The organism is Ligilactobacillus sp. MP3 (assembly GCF_024436335.1).
Lineage (GTDB): Bacteria > Bacillota > Bacilli > Lactobacillales > Lactobacillaceae > Ligilactobacillus > Ligilactobacillus salivarius.
This window is the reverse complement of sequence record NZ_JANFQI010000012.1, coordinates 19,078-35,709: the sequence shown is the minus strand read 5'-3', so window position 1 is coordinate 35,709 and position 16,632 is coordinate 19,078. Positions and strand designations below refer to the sequence as shown.

General features: G+C 31.0%; 18 protein-coding genes. 16 read left to right on the top strand and 2 right to left on the bottom strand.

All coding sequences use genetic code 11. From position 1 onward, the window contains the following. Positions 1-129: 129 nt before the first annotated feature. From NOU10_RS08470 to NOU10_RS08450, 5 genes are all read left to right on the top strand, one after another. Positions 130-1,776, top strand: coding sequence for a phosphoenolpyruvate carboxykinase (ATP) (locus NOU10_RS08470; RefSeq protein ID WP_255906569.1), 1,647 nt, complete (start codon positions 130-132; stop codon positions 1,774-1,776). Positions 1,777-1,879: 103 nt separating this feature from the next. Next, positions 1,880-2,641, top strand: a complete 762-nt coding sequence (locus NOU10_RS08465) for an adaptor protein MecA (RefSeq protein WP_101898228.1) — start codon at positions 1,880-1,882, stop codon at positions 2,639-2,641. Positions 2,642-2,689: 48 nt separating this feature from the next. Next, positions 2,690-3,589: a competence protein CoiA gene (locus NOU10_RS08460; protein ID WP_161023073.1), complete on the top strand. Its 900-nt coding sequence runs from the start codon at positions 2,690-2,692 to the stop codon at positions 3,587-3,589. A gap of 97 nt (positions 3,590-3,686) precedes the next feature. Next, positions 3,687-5,504 carry an oligoendopeptidase F gene (pepF, locus tag NOU10_RS08455; protein ID WP_255906568.1) on the top strand — a complete coding sequence of 606 codons (1,818 nt, stop codon included), beginning with the start codon at positions 3,687-3,689 and terminating at the stop codon, positions 5,502-5,504. A 109-nt stretch (positions 5,505-5,613) separates the two neighbouring features. After that, on the top strand, positions 5,614-6,537 hold the full coding sequence (locus NOU10_RS08450) for an IS30 family transposase (RefSeq protein WP_003709292.1): 924 nt from the start codon (positions 5,614-5,616) through the stop codon (positions 6,535-6,537). 114 nt (positions 6,538-6,651) lie between these two features. Here the strand turns inward: NOU10_RS08450 and NOU10_RS08445 are convergent, their stop codons facing one another. Continuing rightward, positions 6,652-7,248, bottom strand: a complete 597-nt coding sequence (locus NOU10_RS08445; protein WP_253006254.1) for a ClpXP adapter SpxH family protein — start codon at positions 7,246-7,248, stop codon at positions 6,652-6,654. A 178-nt stretch (positions 7,249-7,426) separates the two neighbouring features. Here NOU10_RS08445 and NOU10_RS08440 point away from each other — a divergent pair, with 178 nt between their 5' ends. The 9 genes from NOU10_RS08440 (at position 7,427) to NOU10_RS08400 (ending at position 14,852) form a co-directional block, all read left to right on the top strand. Continuing rightward, a complete protein-coding gene (locus NOU10_RS08440; protein WP_255906567.1) occupies positions 7,427-8,284 on the top strand; it encodes a phosphate ABC transporter substrate-binding protein in 858 nt (285 codons plus the stop codon). 10 nt (positions 8,285-8,294) lie between these two features. Further along, positions 8,295-9,212 (top strand): phosphate ABC transporter permease subunit PstC, encoded by a 918-nt coding sequence (gene pstC, locus NOU10_RS08435; protein WP_255906565.1) that lies wholly within the window; start codon positions 8,295-8,297, stop codon positions 9,210-9,212. Then, on the top strand, positions 9,212-10,102 hold the full coding sequence (gene pstA, locus NOU10_RS08430) for a phosphate ABC transporter permease PstA (RefSeq protein ID WP_003708300.1): 891 nt from the start codon (positions 9,212-9,214) through the stop codon (positions 10,100-10,102). The genes pstC and pstA overlap by 1 nt, the downstream gene beginning before the upstream one ends. Before the next feature lie 4 nt (positions 10,103-10,106). Further along, positions 10,107-10,901 carry a phosphate ABC transporter ATP-binding protein PstB gene (pstB, locus tag NOU10_RS08425; protein ID WP_255906564.1) on the top strand — a complete coding sequence of 265 codons (795 nt, stop codon included), beginning with the start codon at positions 10,107-10,109 and terminating at the stop codon, positions 10,899-10,901. A 9-nt stretch (positions 10,902-10,910) separates the two neighbouring features. Next, entirely contained in the window at positions 10,911-11,666 is a 756-nt protein-coding gene (gene pstB, locus NOU10_RS08420) for a phosphate ABC transporter ATP-binding protein PstB (RefSeq protein WP_003705789.1), read from the top strand. A gap of 12 nt (positions 11,667-11,678) precedes the next feature. Next, on the top strand, positions 11,679-12,335 hold the full coding sequence (phoU, locus tag NOU10_RS08415) for a phosphate signaling complex protein PhoU (RefSeq protein ID WP_003701547.1): 657 nt from the start codon (positions 11,679-11,681) through the stop codon (positions 12,333-12,335). Between the two features lie 126 nt (positions 12,336-12,461). Continuing rightward, positions 12,462-13,328 (top strand): class II fructose-1,6-bisphosphate aldolase, encoded by an 867-nt coding sequence (gene fba, locus NOU10_RS08410; RefSeq protein ID WP_003702919.1) that lies wholly within the window; start codon positions 12,462-12,464, stop codon positions 13,326-13,328. 115 nt (positions 13,329-13,443) lie between these two features. Then, a complete protein-coding gene (locus NOU10_RS08405; RefSeq protein ID WP_160945078.1) occupies positions 13,444-14,145 on the top strand; it encodes a VIT family protein in 702 nt (233 codons plus the stop codon). A 17-nt stretch (positions 14,146-14,162) separates the two neighbouring features. Beyond that, positions 14,163-14,852 (top strand): VIT family protein, encoded by a 690-nt coding sequence (locus NOU10_RS08400; RefSeq protein ID WP_003701544.1) that lies wholly within the window; start codon positions 14,163-14,165, stop codon positions 14,850-14,852. Positions 14,853-14,902: 50 nt separating this feature from the next. Here NOU10_RS08400 and NOU10_RS08395 read toward each other — a convergent pair whose 3' ends face one another. Beyond that, on the bottom strand, positions 14,903-15,415 hold the full coding sequence (locus NOU10_RS08395) for a DUF1836 domain-containing protein (protein ID WP_003708298.1): 513 nt from the start codon (positions 15,413-15,415) through the stop codon (positions 14,903-14,905). Between the two features lie 133 nt (positions 15,416-15,548). Here NOU10_RS08395 and NOU10_RS08390 point away from each other — a divergent pair, with 133 nt between their 5' ends. Further along, the gene (locus tag NOU10_RS08390; RefSeq protein WP_003701541.1) at positions 15,549-16,175 is read left to right on the top strand and encodes a hemolysin III family protein; all 627 of its coding nucleotides are present in this window, start codon (positions 15,549-15,551) and stop codon (positions 16,173-16,175) included. Between the two features lie 118 nt (positions 16,176-16,293). After that, positions 16,294-16,629 (top strand): helix-turn-helix transcriptional regulator, encoded by a 336-nt coding sequence (locus tag NOU10_RS08385; RefSeq protein ID WP_160996687.1) that lies wholly within the window; start codon positions 16,294-16,296, stop codon positions 16,627-16,629. Positions 16,630-16,632: the final 3 nt, after the last annotated feature.

Sequence of the window (16,632 nt, the reverse complement as noted above, 5' to 3'; positions counted from 1 at the left end):
TTTATAACTAAGGCTTTTTTTGTTACTTGTATTAATCTATATAATTTAAAACAGTTTTGTTTAATATAGTATATTGTGATAGAATGAAAGCGTATTATAAAAAACTATTTAAACAATGAGGTGATAATTATGAGTACAATTAGTCATTATAAAGAAGTAGATATTAATAAAAAGAATCCTCTCCTTTCACAAATTAGAACGACTGTTGAAACAGCATTTTATGGTAACAATTTTGAAAGAGTAACAGATATTTCAAAAGCATATTATTTAGCAAAAAATTGTCCTAGTACAATTGTGACAGATGTTCCAATAAAGCATACCCAAGAATTAGGGTTACCAGTAGATTCTAAAATGTTAGTAAATAATCATGGAAAAATTGTTGGAAGAACAGCAGCTGCACGACATATTATTGGGCATTTAGGAGAAGATACTAACGAATTAGCAGGAGTTCTTAGAGATGCAATTTTTGAAGCTAGTGACAGAAAATTCTATAAGACAGAAGTTTATGTAGGATTAGATGAAGATTTTATGTTAAAATCACACCTTGCTGTCCCAAAAGGTTATGAATTTAATATGTTATCATATATGCTAAATTTTCAACCAGTAACTTCAGAATATGAAAAAATGTATCAAGTTTCTCATAAATATGAAGAAGGAGACATTTTTATTTATGCTGATCCTGAATTTAAAGATGAAAACTATCCTAATGGCCTAGTAATAATTGATGCTGAACATAATGTAGCTGCAATATTAGGTTTAAGATATTTTGGAGAACTAAAAAAATCGACATTAACATTAGCTTGGGCAATAGCTCATAGACATGGATACACAGCTTCACATGGTGGAGAAAAAGTATTTAGATTTGACGATAAAGATGATAAAGTTTTTGCATTCTATGGACTATCTGGCTCAGGAAAATCGACATTAACTCATGCTAAACATGGTGGCAAATATGATATTGATGTTCTTCATGATGATGCTTTTGTAATTTCAAGAATAAATGGAAGTTCAGTTGCATTAGAACCAGCCTATTTTGATAAGACTAATGATTATATGCCTGGTTCAAAAGAAGCAAGCTACTTTACCACAGTTATGAATGTAGGTGTAACGTTAAATGAGGAAAATAAGCGAGTTTTAGTAACTGAAGATTTACGTAATGGAAATGGTCGTACAATTAAGTCAAGATATGCTTCATTGAATAGGGTGGATAAAGAAAATGCACCTATAGATTCTATTTTTTGGATTATGAAAGATGATAGTCTTCCACCTGTTGTTAAGTTAGATAATCCAACGTTAGCAGCAACTTTTGGAATAACATTAGCTACTAAGAGATCAACAGCAGAAAATGTAGTAAATGCTGATAGAAATTCTCTTGTAATTGAGCCTTTTGCTAATCCATTTCGTGCATATCCATTAGCCGAAGATTATCGTGACTTTAAAGAGTTATTTGAAAAACGTAATGTATCTGGTTATATAGTGAATACAGCATCTTATAATGGTGTGGATATTGATAAAGAGATAACTTTACAAATTTTAGAAGACATAGCTAATGAAAAAGTTAATTGGGAAAAATTTGGCTCTTTAGATGGAATGTATTACTTACCATTTGAAAAATATCCAGTTGATTTTAAAGATAAGAGTTATACTGAGAAATTGAAGAGAAGACTAGAAATTAGACTAGAATGGATTGAAAAATATGAGGGAAACCATCCTGATAATCCATTGCCAGTTGAAATAAAAGATTGTTTAAGTAATTTAATTAATGAATTAAATTAAACAATAACGGATAAAATTCTCTAGATGGTCTTTTTGGTAGTTTTTTCCCCTTTTTTTTGTTACTATGTAAATAATAGTAGTCGGAAAGGCAGGCAGAGCTTTTATGGAAATGGAAAAAATAAATGAAAATACTATTCGTGTAGTATTAGATGATGAAGATTTAACAGCTCGGGGAATAAAATTCTTGGATCTGCTAGGAAACCAGAAAGAGATTGAAAGTTTCTTTTATGAAATTTTAGATGAAGTAGATGTTGAACATGAGTTTAGGGAAAATGATGCAGTAACATTTCAATTAGTACCTAATAAAGAAAGTGGTCTAGAGATATTTATCACTAAAGTAAATCCTGATGATATCACAGATCAAGATGGAGAAAAAGAAACTGAAAATGAGAATGAAACTGTAGAAGACACTGAGGATGTAAAAAAGAATATAGATTCCTCTAGTGATGAGTTGTTGAATTTAATTAAAAATAGTATCGAAAATTCACGGAATATTGCTGAAAATAGAGATTATAGTCGTAGATCTAAAATAGATGATGACGAGGTTATTCAGTATTTAAATGACGATACAAAAAAGAAATATGTGTTTGTAGTAGAATTTTCAACATTTGAAGATTTTGTTCAATTGGCGCATGTTTTAAGAATTGAAGGTGGAGTTTCTAACTTGTATTCTTATCAAGAAAAATACTACCTTGAATTGGTATTGTTTGATGATAACTATTCTGAAGAATCTGCAAAAGACTTAATTTCACTCTCTTTTGAATATGGAAAGAATTCTAAGATTTCTCCGGTTCTTTTAAAAGAAAGAGGAAAATTAGTGATGGGGCAGACAGCGTTAGAGTTAGCTCGGTATTATTTTAAATAAGTTAAATAAAATCCCTTTCTTGCGTATTTTCACGTAGGAGGGGATTTTTTGATATATGCTAAAGATGAAAAAAATAATATTGTAGAAGCAAATATGGCTAAAAAAGGAAGAAAATATTATTGTTCTGGTTGTCATGGGCAAGTGATATTGAGATGTGGAAAATTAAGAGTTAGTCATTTTGCGCATAAAAAGCATGCTTGTGATATCTTTTCTGAAGGTGAAACATCAGAACATTTAAGAGGAAAGAAATTATTAATGACATGGTTAAGAAAAGAAGGAAAGAATCCACAAATAGAAGCATATTTGACTTCATTACATCAAAGACCTGATATTTTGTGTAATAATAAAGCTTTTGAGTTTCAATGTTCGCCAATATCTGTAGAAAGAATGAGTGAAAGATCTAAAGGATATATAAGTGAAGGATATGATTTCTTTTGGTTTTTAGGTAAGAGGCATTTGATCAAAAAGAGATTAACACAACAAATAGCACAATTTATACGATGGCATAAAAATCTAGGATTCTACTTAATTTATATTAATGTAGAACAAAGAAATATGGAGGTTTATTACCATATTCAACAAGCTGACTTTTTACCAGTCCGCTTTTATAGAAAAAAAGTAAATAGCTGGAAGGAATTACAAGATTTCTTTAAGCAAAATAGAATAAAGAATTATAATTTATTGTCTATATCAGAGAGAAAACGACAAAAAAATTGTTTTTATAGAAGTTGTTTGCAATCGACGAATAAATTTAAAGAGTTACAAGTAATATGTTATACTCATGGATATATACTACAAGAAATATACGAAGAAATTTCAAGCGAAAGATATACTTATCCAATCTACAAGGAATATATATTCACTAAAAAAATGTACGAAAAGTTGAATTTAAAAGATATAGAACTCTATTATCAATTACCATTCATCAATTTTAGTAACATTGATTAAATAAAAGGTAAGTTAAAAAATTTGAAAAAATATATATTTTCTTTTAATATTTATGTATGAGATGAATACATCAAATAAAAGAAAAGAAGTGAATTTTATGTCTGAAAAGAAAGCAAAAAGATTACTTCAGAGAAATGAAGTTCCAGAAGAATTAACGTGGGATTTAACAAAAGTATTTAAAAGTGATGAAGAGTTTGAAAAGGAGTACCAAGTTGTAAAAGATGAAGTACAGAACTTCAGAAAATTACAAGGTACAACGGATCAAGGTAGTCAAAGATTTTTACAAATTATTGAAAATTTCTTAAGTATTAATAGGAAATTTGAAAAAGTTTATGTATATGCAAGTATGAAAAATGATCAAGATACTACAAACGCTAAGTATCAAGGATATAATGAAATGGTTGATGCATTAGCTGCTGAATTTTCAGAATCTATATCCTGGTTCGAACCTGAGTTACTAGAATTAGATGAAGATAAATTAAAGCAATATTTTGTAGAAAAAAAAGAATTAAAACAGTATGAACATTTAATTGAGAGTATGTTGGTCATGAGAAAACATACGCTTGATAAAAAAAGTGAGTCTTTATTAGCTGGAGCTAGTGATATCTTTGGGACATCGCAAAATGTTTTTGGCATTTTAAACAACGCAGATCTAAAGTTTCCAATAGTAAAAGATGACAATGGTGATGATATTCAATTATCGCATGGTGTTTATGGAAAATTAATAGAATCTACAAATAGGGAAGTTAGAAAAGCTGCATTCAAGGGATTATACAGTGTTTATGACCAATTTAAGCATACAATGGCGACAACATTAATTGGAAATGTTAAGGTGCATAACTTTAAAGCAAGAGTTCGTAATTATAAAGATGCTAGAGAAGCTGCCACAACATCTAATCATATTCCAACAGAAGTCTATGATGTTTTACTGGAACAAGTACAAAAAAATCTTCCTTTACTACATCGCTATGTAAAACTTAGAAAGAAGATATTAGGTGTCGATGAACTCCATATGTATGATATGTATACACCGTTAACTGAAGATAGTAAGCTTACTTACAATTACATTCAAGCACAAATTGAAGCTAAAAAAGCACTTGAAGTATTGGGAATGGATTATTTAACGCACGTTAGTGAAGCATTTGAAAATCGTTGGATAGATGTAGTTGAAAATAAAGGAAAGAGAAGTGGAGCATATTCATCAGGAGTTTATGATACTCCGCCATATATCTTATTAAATTGGCAAGATAATTTAGAAAATCTTTTTACCTTGGTACATGAGATGGGACATAGTATGCATAGTTATTACACTAGTCATAATCAACCCTATCAGTATGGAGATTACCCAATATTTTTGGCAGAAATAGCTTCAACTACTAATGAAAATATTTTGACGGATTATCTATTAAAGAATAACGATGAAAAAGAGATATTAATCTATATTTTAAATCATTATTTAGATGGATTTAAAGGTACGGTATATCGTCAAACACAATTTGCAGAATTTGAAAAATGGATTCATGAACAGAATTCGAAAGGAGTACCACTAACTGCTAAATCAATTTCTGAATATTACTTAGAATTAAATAAGAAATATTATGGTAGTGATGTGATAAGTGATCCTGAAATAGCTTTAGAATGGGCTAGAATTCCGCATTTCTATTATAATTTCTATGTTTATCAATATGCGACAGGATTTGCGGCAGCAACTACTTTAGCTGAAAATATTTTATCTGGCGATGAAAATAAATTAAACAAATATTTAACTTACTTAAAAGCTGGTAGTAGTAAATATCCATTGGAAGTCATGAAAGATGCAGGTGTGGATATGACAGATTCTTCATATTTGGAGAAAGCATTTAAAGTTTTTGAAGAAAGATTAAATCAATTAGAGACATTATTGTCAGAAAAATAAATATAAATGGCAGATTGTAAAATTTAAGTTGAACATTTTAGTGGACAGAAAAACCCATAAAGGTCTTTAATGGTGTCGTTACAACATTCCATTAGAAAGAAGGACCTTTATGGGCACCACTATCTTATCATTTTCAGACCGCATTGTCATCGAAACGCTTCGTCATGAAAAGCGATCTCTTCGATATATCGCTGATTACCTGGGCTTTAGTAAGACTACTATCTTTAATGAAATTCACCGGTTAAAGGGTGAATACCATGCGACTAGTGCGCAAGCCGACCACGAAACTAAACTTAGTTATCGTGGTCGTAAATGCTCATTAACGGCTAACCTCAAGCGACTAATCGAAGACAAGATCAAGATTCAGAAATGGTCAATTGAACAAGTAGCCCATGTGGTTAGGATCGCCTACAAGACTATCTATAACTGGGTCGATCAAGGACTTCTAGATATTCGGATGACTGATTTACCTGACCATGGTATTCGTCGTAAGCGTGCTAAAGAAACCCGTGGGACTTTCAGTCATGGTCGTTCGATTGAAGATCGTCCAGCTGAAGCTTCTGATCGTAATATTGCAGGCCATTTTGAAGCTGATACAGTTTTATCTGGCAAGCGCAAAGGTCAAGCAGTAGCCACGTTTGTCGAACGCAAGAGTCGCCTTACTATCGTTAAACGGCTTGGTGGACGAGATAGCACTTCAATGACTAAGGCTATCCTTGAGTTAGCTAATCAATTAGGAACTAATCTCAAGACACTGACGGTTGATCACGGGAAAGAGTTCGCCAACTACCAATCAATTGAGAAAAATACCGGCGTGCCGTTGTACTTTGCCCATGCTTATTCTCCGCATGAACGTGGTAGTAATGAGAATCGTAATCGAGTGTTACGGCGATTTATTCCTAAGGGTCAGCCAATTGAAGAGATTAGTGATGATGAATTGATTCAGATTAACTGGTATCTGAATTCACGGCCACTCAAATGTTTGAACTGGCGAACTCCAATTGAGATCTTTTTGCTTAATCTGCGTCATTAAATTTGTTCAAGTTATTTATTGCAATCTACCAAATAAAAAAGATTGGAGATCATTAATTTAATGATTACCAATCTTTTTTGTTATAGTATCAATTGAACGTAAATAAGAATTAGTTTAACAAAGTTTCATAATAGATGTTCCACTACTATTTTGTTGTCTCTGTGAGAGTAAGACTTTCTTTATTTCATCTAATGATTCACAACCAGAAAAAGAATACGCAGAATTATTATTAGCTGAGCAATCATAAACAACAATTGTAGGATGTTCAGTTACATTCATTTCGGTAGCTAATTCTTGATCTTGTTTAAAAGCTTCTATTGCTAATTTAGAATGTCTATCTTGTTCAAAAATATTCCAATCTAACCCACTTTTTTGTGCAGCTAATTTAATGGTTTCAAAATTATAATCTTTTTGATCATTAACTACAAGTTGTTGCACATTTAGCAAGAAATTCCTTCCTTTTTTCTTTCCTTGAAAAGAGGCAGCTTTAAAATCTATAGATGAATGATAAATATTTTCAGATAGTCTATTACGTATATCAACATTATTTAGTGGAATATTCATGCGACACATAACATCATTAATAGTTTTGAAATTCATTAAAGGAACAAAATTGAAGTTAATTTTCTCATTCAATGAATCACCTAATTTTAATATATTTTGTTCGGTATGGTAGCATGTACTACCTAATGGATTAATAAATAGATACATATCTAACACATTGGTTGCCTCCTAAACCCTTCGATCTATTCAAATATACTTTAACTAAAAATAAGCTAAATTTCAAAGATTTTGTTTTTTTATCTTTACATATCTTTTACAAAAGCACCCAAAGCTCTTTACATTAACTAGATATAATTAAATTGAGCAAATGGGAGGAAAGTATACAATGAAAAAAATAAAAATTATTATAGGAAGTTTAATAATTGCAATTTTAATGACTGGATGCACAAGTAAAAAAAATCAAAATAATGTAACTATTGTTGGATCAACAGCGATGCAACCAATGATAGAAATGGCTGCTGAAGAATATCAACATCACTCTAAAATAAGAATAACAGTTCAAGGTGGAGGATCAGGGACCGGATTAAGTCAAGTACAAGCAGGAGCCGTAGCTGTTGGAAATTCAGATATTTTCGCACAACAGCAACCAGGAATTAAAGCTGAAAAATTACAAGATAATAAAGTAGCTGTTGTTGGTATTGCACCTGTAGTTAATAAGAAAGTAGGTATAGATAATTTATCTATGGAGCAATTAAAAGGAATTTTTACAGGTAAATATACTAACTGGAAACAGGTTGGAGGAAAGAATCAAAAAATCATTGTAATTAATCGTGCTCAGGGAAGTGGAACAAGAAAAGCATTTGAAAGCAACGTATTAAAAGGTGAAAGTGCTATTAAAGCACAAGAACAAGATTCAAGTGGAACAGTACAAAAAATGATAGCTGCTACACCGGGATCTATAAGTTATTTAGCTTTTCCTTATTTGAATAAAGATGTTCAAAAATTAAGTATAGATAATGTAAGACCTAATGCAAAAAATGTTGAAAATAATGATTGGAAAATTTGGGCATATGAACATATGTATACAAAGAAAAAGGTAGATAAAAAAGTTAAGAAATTTATTGATTATATTTATACAAAAGAAGTTCAACAAAATCTAGTTAAAACTTTAGGCTACATTACAATTCATGATATGAAAGTTCAGAAAGATGAGAACGGAAATATTGAAAAAATTCAGAGATGAGGAAACTTATATGAGAGATGAAATTAAAGAAAAAATTCAGAAAAATTCAAAAGCAACTTATCAAGAAATATTTGGAAAGTTGCTAGTATCAATAAGTATTATTGTCATTTTGCTGATTGTAATTGCAATTTTTGGCTTTATTTTTTCAAAAGGAATTGCAACATTTACGGAAAATAATGCTCAAGCTAAAGATTTTTTCACAGGTACTAATTGGAATCCAAGTATGAATGAAAAAGGACATCCGCAAGTAGGAGCATTACCAATGATTTTGGGATCATTTGGTGTAACTTTACTGGCTGCAATTTTTGTAACACCTTTTGCTATAGGGACGGCTTTGTATATAACAGAATTGGCTTCAAAGAAGATGAAGAAAATTTTACAGATCGTTATTGAATTATTAGTAGGAATTCCATCAGTAGTTTATGGATTTATCGGATTAAACGTGGTTGTTCCTTTTATCAGAGAAAATTTTGGTGGTACAGGATACGGTATTTTAGCTGGAGCAGTAGTTTTATTTGTAATGATTTTGCCGACAGTTACTTCATTAACAGTCGACAGTCTAAAAGCAGTACCTAAGCATTATCGTTCTGCTTCATTGGCTTTAGGTGCTACTCCATGGCAAACAATGTTTCATGTGACTTTAAAAGCTGCTACTTCAGGTATTTTAACAGCAATAGTTTTTGGAATGGCACGAGCTTTTGGTGAAGCATTAGCGGTTCAAATGGTTATAGGAAATGCATCATTAATGCCAACTAGCTTATTGAATCCAGCATCGACTTTAACTAGTGTTTTAACTATGGGAATTGGGAATACTGTAATGGGCACAGTTGGAAATAATGCTTTATGGTCTTTAGCTTTAGTGTTATTAGCAATGTCTTTGATCTTTAATTTAATTGTTCGATTGATTGGAAGAAAGGATATTAAGTAATGAAAAATACAAAGTTTCAAAATAATATTGCCATGGCGATAATAAAGCTAATTGCTGCTATGGTTGTACTAATATTAGTTTTCTTACTAGGAAAAATTCTAATCTCAGGAGTACCACATATTTCTTGGAAGTTTTTAGTAACACCTTCAAAGGCATTTACAGCAGGTGGGGGAATTAGCGTTCAAATATTTAATTCTTTCTATTTATTGATATTAACATTATTAATATCATTTCCTATATCATTAGGTGCAGGAATATACTTGGCTAAATACGCAGCAAAAAATAAAATAACATCGCTAATTAGAATGGTGATAGAAATTTTAAGCTCGTTACCATCAGTAGTTGTTGGGCTATTCGTATTTTTAGTTTGCGTGGTCCAAATGCAAATAGGATTTTCAATATTAGCAGGAGCTATTGCTTTAACGTTCTTTAATTTACCACTACTAACAAGAAATATAGAAGAGTCTATTAAAGCTGTCCCTAATCTACAATTAGAAGGTGGATTAGCATTAGGATTATCTAAGTGGAAAACTATCACTAAAATAATTCTGCCTGAAGCTTTGCCGGGAATTATCACAGGCGTTATCTTGAGTGCTGGGAGAGTTTTTGGTGAAGCAGCTGCACTTATTTATACAGCAGGTCAAAGTGCACCAGCTGTTGATTTTACTAATTGGAATATTTTTGATGAAACTAGTCCGTTAAACTTGATGCGTCCAGCTGAGACACTAGCCGTTCACATTTGGAAAATTAATTCAGAAGGAATTATGCCAGATGCAAACGCAATTTCAGCAGGAACTTCAGCAGTTTTAATTATTGCAATTTTGATATTTAATTTATCAGCTCGATACTTAGGTAATTATTTATATCGTAAATTAACATCAGCGAGGTAAAAATATGGAATATAATTTAAAAGATAAATATATTTTGCAGTTAAATGAAAAAGAAAAGGCATTAGAAACAAGGGATTTGAACATCTTTTATGGAGAAAAACAAGCTTTATTTGATGGAAATTTACAATTTGAAAGATATAAAATTACTTCTTTAATCGGTGCTTCAGGATCTGGAAAATCAACTTTTTTACGCTCTTTAAATCGTATGAATGAAGGAGTAGCAGATGTTAAGGGAAGTATCTTATATCGAGGAATCGACATAAATTCTCCTAAAATAAATGTTTATGAGATGAGAAAATATATTGGAATGGTTTTTCAAAGACCAAATCCTTTTTCAAAATCAATATATGAAAATATAACTTTTGCATTAAAAGAAAACGGAATAAAAGATAAAGAAAAGCTAGCTGAAATAGTAGAAACAAGTTTGAAACAAGCTGCTTTATGGGATGAAGTTAAAGATGATTTAAATAAGAGTGCACTAGCTTTATCTGGGGGACAACAACAAAGATTGTCTATTGCTAGAGCTATTGCGATGAAACCTGATATTTTATTATTAGATGAGCCTGCAAGTGCATTAGATCCGATATCAACAGCTAAAATAGAGGAAACATTATTAGAATTAAAGGGAAAATATACTTTGATAATTGTAACGCATAATATGCAACAAGCTTCAAGAATTAGTGATTACACAGCATTTTTCCATTTAGGAAATGTCATTGAATATAACAAAACAAAGAATATTTTTACAAATCCTAAAATAAAATTGACAGAAGATTACATTTCAGGAAACTTTGGATAGGTGAACTTAATGGAAAAAATAATAACAACTAAAGATGTACATTTATATTATGGAAGTAAGGAAGCTCTTAAGGGGATAACTTTGGACTTTCCAGATAAGGGGATACATGCATTAATTGGACCATCTGGTTGTGGGAAATCAACGTACTTAAGAACTTTAAATCGAATGAATGACATGATAGAAAATGTAAAAATAGAAGGCGAATTTAAATTTAAGAATCAAGATATATATGATGAAAAAATAGATTTGGTTGAATTAAGAAAGAAAATAGGTATGGTTTTCCAACAACCTAATCCTTTTCCATTTTCTATTTACGATAATGTTACTTATGGATTAAGGATGGCTGGTATAAAAGATAAGAGAATTTTGGATGAAAAAGTAGAAACAAGTTTGAAACAAGCTGCAATTTGGGAAGAAGTAAAGGATAATTTAAATAAAAATGCCTTGGCTTTATCCGGGGGACAACAGCAAAGAATCTGTATTGCTAGGGTACTTGCTGTAGCTCCAGAGGTTATTTTACTAGATGAGCCAACAAGTGCGCTTGATCCGATTTCAACAGAAAAAATAGAAGAGATGTTACTAACCCTTAGAGATAATTATACATGTATTATGGTAACACATAATATGCAACAAGCTTCAAGAATATCAGATACAACGTCTTTCTTTTTAAGTGGTAATTTAGTTGAGAGTAATAAAACTAAAAAGATATTTTTAAATCCGGATAAAGAACAAACAGCTGACTATTTAAGTGGAAAATTTGGATAAGGAGAATTATTAATGAATAGAAAATTTTTAGGACAGTTAAAGATTGTGCATCAAGATTTTATTGAAATGGGATTAGAAGCTGCAGAAGCAATAAAGTTAGCAACGGAAGCTTTCGAAAATCACGACTTAGAATTGGCTAATAAAGTTATCGAACATGATGAGGTAATTAATAATTTAGAAATAAAATTGGAAAAAAAGACTAGTCAGTTAATTGCTTTGCAGCAACCTGTTGCGACAAATTTAAGAAAAGTAATAGCCATTTTAAAAGCTAGTTCTGATGTAGAAAGAATTGGAGATCATGCGGTAGATGTTGCCAAGGCAGTAAGAAATATCAATGTTAAAAGAAGAAATGTTGAAATTGAATCTTTGATAAGAGAAGTTAGTGAACAAACGCAAGAAAATTTAGTAAAGATAGTAAGTATGTTTGCTAAGTTTGATGAAAAAGGCGCCGTTGAGATTGCTAAAAAGAATCAGGAAAAGAGAGAAAAAATTAATGAGATCAGGAAACTATCAATTAATGCAATAAAAGAAGATGCAAACTTTGCAGAAGAAGGTATAGATTATTTAAGTATTATTGCACATATTAAAAGGATAAATGATTATATAACAAACTTAGCAGAGTGGATAGTTTATGAAGAAGAAGGAAAAATTACAGAATTAACATTCTAATAATCATAATTTAAGTAAAAATAATGAAAAAAGCTTAATTATTTGGTAATTTATGTCGAAAGTATGTTAAAATAAAGACGTACTCAGAAGAGTAATTAAGATGTAATTTTTAGGAGGCTGTTTTTAATGTCAGTATTCGTAAACGGTAACGCAATCTTTAACGCAGCTCGTCAAGGTCACTATGCTGTTGGTGCGTTCAACACAAATAATTTGGAATGGACACGTGCTATTCTTAAGGCTGCTCAAGAAACTAACACACCTGTATTGATCCAAGTATCAATGGGTGCTGCTAAGTATATGGGTGACTACAAGTTAGTTAAGAAGTTAGTTGAAGAAGAAATGCGTGTAATGAACATCACTGTTCCTGTTATTATGCACTTAGACCATGGTAACTATGAAGCTGCTAAGGAATGTATCGAAGCAGGCTACTCATCAGTTATGTTTGATGGTCATGATTTACCATTTGAAGAAAACTTAGAAAAGACAGCAGAAATCGTTAAATTAGCACATGCTAAAGGTATCTCTGTTGAAGCTGAAGTTGGTTCTATCGGTGGTGAAGAAGACGGAATCGTTGGTGAAGGTGAATTAGCTAGCGTTGAAGAAGCTAAGCAAATTGCTGCTTTAGGCGTTGATTACTTAGCTTGCGGTATCGGTAACATTCACGGACCATACCCAGAAAACTGGAAAGGTCTACACTTTGATCGCTTACAAGAAATTGCAGATGCAATCGATACACCATTAGTATTACACGGTGGTTCTGGTATTCCTCAAGAACAAATCGAAAAAGCTATCAAGATGGGTATTTCTAAAGTTAACATCAACACAGAAAACCAACTTGCATTTGCTGCTGCAACACGTAAGTACATCGAAGCTGGTAAAGACCAAGAAGGTAAGGGGTATGACCCTCGTAAGTTACTTGCTCCTGGTTCAGAAGCTATCGTTGACACAGTTAAGGAAATCATTGGCTGGTTAGGTACACCAGAAGTTAAATAATCTTATTTACTTTTTTAAAGAGTCGTTTATACGGCTCTTTTTTTATATGCTTTTTTATATATTATTGAATTATTATAAATACTATGTTATAATTTTTCTAAATTAATAAGAGAGGATGAACAATTTGGATAGCACAAAACAAAAGAGTATTACTTTGGCACAAAAGATTAACGTATTGAGAGCAGCAGTTATGGGTGCTAATGATGGTATCATTTCTGTTGCTGGCATTGTTTTAGGTGTTGCTGGTGCTGCTAGTTCATCATTTGCTATCTTAATATCTGGATTAGCTGGAATGTTAGCTGGAACAATATCTATGGCTATGGGTGAATATGTTTCGGTTCATTCTCAGAGCGATGCAGAAGTGGCAGCTGTTGTGAGAGAAAAGAAAATATTAGATACTGATTATCAAAAAGAATTTTTATTTATAAAAAATAAGTTACTAAAAGCTGGAATTTCAGAAGAATTATCTCACAAGGCGACTAAAGAAATGATGGACAGGGATCCATTAAAGTCTATTGTCAGAGAAAAATATGGTTTTGAGTTAAATGAAAAAACTAATCCTTATGCAGCAGCAATTGCTTCGATGATTTCTTTTCCACTGGGAGCAACATTGCCGTTACTATCAATTTTAATTTTCCCAGTTCAATATCGTATTTTTGGAACTATGTTAGCAGTGATAATATCTCTAGTATTTACAGGATATTTTGCAGCACAATTGAGCCATTCTAGCAAATTACATGGAACTATTAGAAATGTTATTTCTGGTATGCTGACAATGATAGTAACATATTTTATCGGTGTAATGTTTAGCTTATAGTAAAGTGAGTGACAAAAATGTTAAATAAGAGAAAAAAGAAAGCGACAATGGAAGAAAAAATGAATGTATTGAGAGCAGGAGTATTAGGTTCTAATGATGGTATTTTAACCGTAGTTGGAGTTCTTTTTAGTGTAGGTGCTGCTACTTCCAATAGATTTACTATTTTAATTGCAGGTTTAGCTGACTTGGTAGCATGTGCTTTGTCTATGTCAGCTGGTGAATATGCATCTGTAAGTGTTCAAAGAGATACCGAAAAATCAGCTGTTGAAGAAGAGGCTACAAATCTTAAAAATAACTACTCAGAACAAATTAATATTGTTAAACAATATTATCAAAATAAAGGAGTATCTTTGCAAACAGCAAATTTGATTGCCAAGCAATTAATGGAGAAGGAAGATAGAGTTGCTACTTTAGTTAATATTAAACATGGAATTAATATGGGACAGTATTTGAATCCATGGATGGCAGCTTGGTCATCGATGTTTTCTGCAGCATTGGGTGGTTTATTTCCTTTAGTAGCAATGACTTATGCTCCTAGCAATAGTAGATGGTTGGCTACAATTTTAGCAGTAATAATTTCTGTTGGGTTGACAGGAATGATTAGTGCTAAACTAGGAAAGAGTAATATTAAATATGCAGTGTTAAGAAATATAGTTGTTGGAATTATAACAATGGCGATTCACTATTATGTTGGACAATTAATTTAAAAAAGATGTCATAATCAATTATCAGTAAAGATTTTTGATTATGACATCTTTTATTTTTTATAGTAAGAATCTATTAATTTTTGAGAAACAAGTTTGCATATAACAGCTCTAATGGCAAATTTTTCAGTTAATTCTAACGTATTAGATGTGTCAATGAAGTTGTAAGAAGAATTTTCGATATTATGTAAAGTATCATTAAATAGATTTGCAAAAGAATTATATGCTTGCTCTACAGATTGTTCTTTTAAAATTTCATTAATGCAGTTCTTTACTACTTCTAGTGGATAGATAGTTTTTAGAAGAGAAATTACTAAAAGCTCAGCAATATGACTAGCATCGTACTTTTTTTTCTCAGGTCTTTGCATCAATCCTTTTTTTACATAACTATTAATCATGGAAGGTGTTAATTCTGAATCGCTTAAATCTTTTAAATATCTGTTACCGAGACTTACAAGTTGATCCATATATACTTGAAAATCAGGAAATTCTTCCCACATAGGGAGATAAATATCATTAAATTGTATCAGCGATAATTTGAGTTCATCATTTATTCTACTAGACATAGATAATCCTCCTTTTACTATATTATAGCATAAATATATGCTGAATAAATTTCTGCTATATATAGACTTGAAATCTAGATTATATGGAAATTTAATGTATATAATGGTATCATAATCTATGAGGTGATGTATAATGACTAGAAAAATGCAAATAAAAAATGAAATATGGAGTGCAATAACTCATGGAATTGGAATTATCCTCAGTATTCTAGGGATGGTTTTATTAATTTTAAAGGGGATAGATACTAATTCAATAACACTTTTTTCATATATAGTGTATACATGCTCACTAGTTTTATTATATTTATTTTCTACGCTTTTTCATTGCTTGTATTTTACGAAAGCTAAGAGAGTTTTCCAAATTTTTGATCACTGTTCAATATTTTTATTGATAGCAGGTACTTATACGCCGTATTGCATGTTGGCGATAAAAGGTGTAAAAGGATTGATATTAATGATAATGATTTGGTTAATGTCAATACTAGGTATTCTATATCATATTTTAGCTTCTAAAAGAAAACAGGTATTTGAAACAATTATTTTTGTAGTAATGGGTTGGCTTTGTATACTAGGGGCGAAAGAATTATTTTTATCACTAGGCAAGATAGGATTAGGTTTACTAGTTGCAGGTGGAATAACTTTTACACTTGGAGCACTGGTATATAGTATTCCTAAGATAAAATATGCACATGTTTTTTGGCATATTTTTGTAATGTTAGGATCAATATTAATGTTTATTTCGATATATTGTTATATTTAAAATTAAAATAATAAGAAAAATATTAAATTAAATCACTGAAAACGCTTGCTATAAATTAATTTAAATGCTATCCTTAACTTAGGAATAGGAATTTTCTATGAAGGAAAGGGTGAGCATTATGTCAGTGAGTCAATTGAGCAAAGTACAAAATGAAGCATTAGATAATTTTGTAGAAAATTTTGACATTATCAATGCTTTAGCTGATAGGAATAGGCAAAAAATAATTGTGTTGCTATTTGGTAACCTAGAATCTGGCATGACTGTAACAGCCATTACAAATAATATGAGCATAACACAGCCTGCAGTTTCGCATCATCTCAAGATATTAAGAGATTCTGGAATAGTGGCGTATCGTAAAGATGGTCTGCAGAGTTATTACTATTTAACTTTACAAGAACCATTGGAAAAGTTAGAGAATATTTCAAGAAATTTAAGATTAGAGTTAAAAGAATAGATT